Source organism: Mobilicoccus caccae, from assembly GCF_030161635.1.
Taxonomy (GTDB): domain Bacteria; phylum Actinomycetota; class Actinomycetes; order Actinomycetales; family Dermatophilaceae; genus Mobilicoccus; species Mobilicoccus caccae.
On sequence record NZ_BSUO01000005.1, the window covers coordinates 1 to 1,724 of the forward strand.

At 41.8% G+C, this 1,724-nt stretch carries 1 pseudogene; it reads left to right on the forward strand.

What is annotated here, in order from left to right:
- Window positions 1-174 precede the first annotated feature (174 nt).
- A pseudogene (locus QQK49_RS22440) lies at window positions 175-1,587 on the forward strand (ISLre2-like element ISTeha1 family transposase); the annotation flags it as partial.
- Window positions 1,588-1,724: the final 137 nt, after the last annotated feature.

The following is a 1,724-nucleotide window of genomic DNA, read 5'->3' on the forward strand; positions in this document are numbered from 1 at the left end:
ATGATGTGCATACGAAAAGGGGCCAACCGGAATGCTGTGTCAACTCTATCATCATTAGATCTTTAGCTTCTGTCTAAGTGTAAAATTTATTGAGGTATCCTCTAGACGAATAAAAAAGAAACCGTTACTCTATTCATTGGGCTAACAGGCACTAATGAACAAAGGCGGTTTCTTATGGATTCTATTGTAACAGATTTAGTGGAAGTAATGAAGAAGGAAACGAATTTTTTAGCAAGAGAAAGAGCCATGATGATCTTTTTTACACAACTTATAGCGACCATTACCCAACTAGCTTTTCAAACGCTTGATGAAGAAATTTGTGCGCAATGTAAGAAAGAAGGCTTTCGCGTCGATCGTAAAAGCGAAAGAACCATCACCTTTTTGTTTGGTCCCGTGACCTATGTTCGTCGACGAATGAAAAATCAAGCCAATGACATTCGTTACCCCTTAGATGAATTTCTAGGGATTCGAAAAGGTCTTCGTTATAGTTCGCTCGTCCTGCGAAACGTGGCTCAATTAGGCAGTAACATGGTCTATCGTCATGTTTCTCAAGCGATCGACTGTTTAACTTCTTGGCAGATGAGTCATCAAAATGTGCAACAATTGGTGGTTAAAACGGGAGAATTCATCCAAGCCAGAAGCACGCATGAAAGTCGTTATGACGGCGTGATCACCAAGAAAAAAGTGCCTTATTTATATCTGGAAGGAGACGGCGTAAAGATCAACGGACAGAAGAAACAATCCCTTGAAGTTCACCGTTTTCAAGTGTGTGAAGGCAGCCAGAAAGTCGGCAATCGCTCGGAAATGATCGCCCCGCACTTTGTGAGTCATCTGAATCGGCAAAAAGCATACAAAGAAATGATGGCCTATCTTCAAGCCTATTATGATTTAAGTCATACCGTTGTCATTTCCAATAGTGACGGCGGTTCGGGCTATGAAAAAGCAGTGTTTGATGAACTGGCTTTAGGTTGTTTGCGTCATGAACACTTCCGTGATCGATACCATGTCCATCGGAAAATCAAGGAACGAATGGCTTTTGTTCCCCAACTCCAACATCGAATGATACGAGCGATTGAACATTATGATTGGCAAGCAGTCCAGCTTGTTTTAGATACTTCGGAAAGCTTGATTGAAGAAAAGGAGGCCGAAGCGTTAGAACATTTACGTTTACTGCATCACTATCTTCAAAGAAGTTGGCCTTATTTAAAATCATTGAAAGCACGAGGAATCAGGGACCCTAAAGCTTGTATTGGCACGATCGAAAGTACCCATCGGAAAATCACCTATCGCATGAAGCGCCAAGGTCGTTTGTGGACAACAACCGGCGCCCAAGCCATGATTCGTGTCATTGATAGTTTAAGAAACCAAGAATTGGAAGGTTGGTTGAACCAATACGAAGCCCTTCCGGACGACGTCGTCGCTCAAGAAAAACGTTGGCACGCTATGAAACGTTGGGTACAGAAAAAGCCTCGTTTCCAAGCTCATGAAGGTGCATTTAAAGGACAGATTGGCGAAGGAAAAGCGAAAAGTGCGCCTTTAGGCCAATTCGCCAAAGGACTAAATCAATTAATAATGACCCCGAATTTCTCTAATAAAAACTTGTTTTTGTTAGAGATGATGAGGGCAAACCGAACGAAAGTGAGGTTGAAAAATAACTTTGTGTCTGCCCCAAAAGACGGTTTTTTTATTCAACCTCAATAAACTTGACACATACAGGTTCTGTT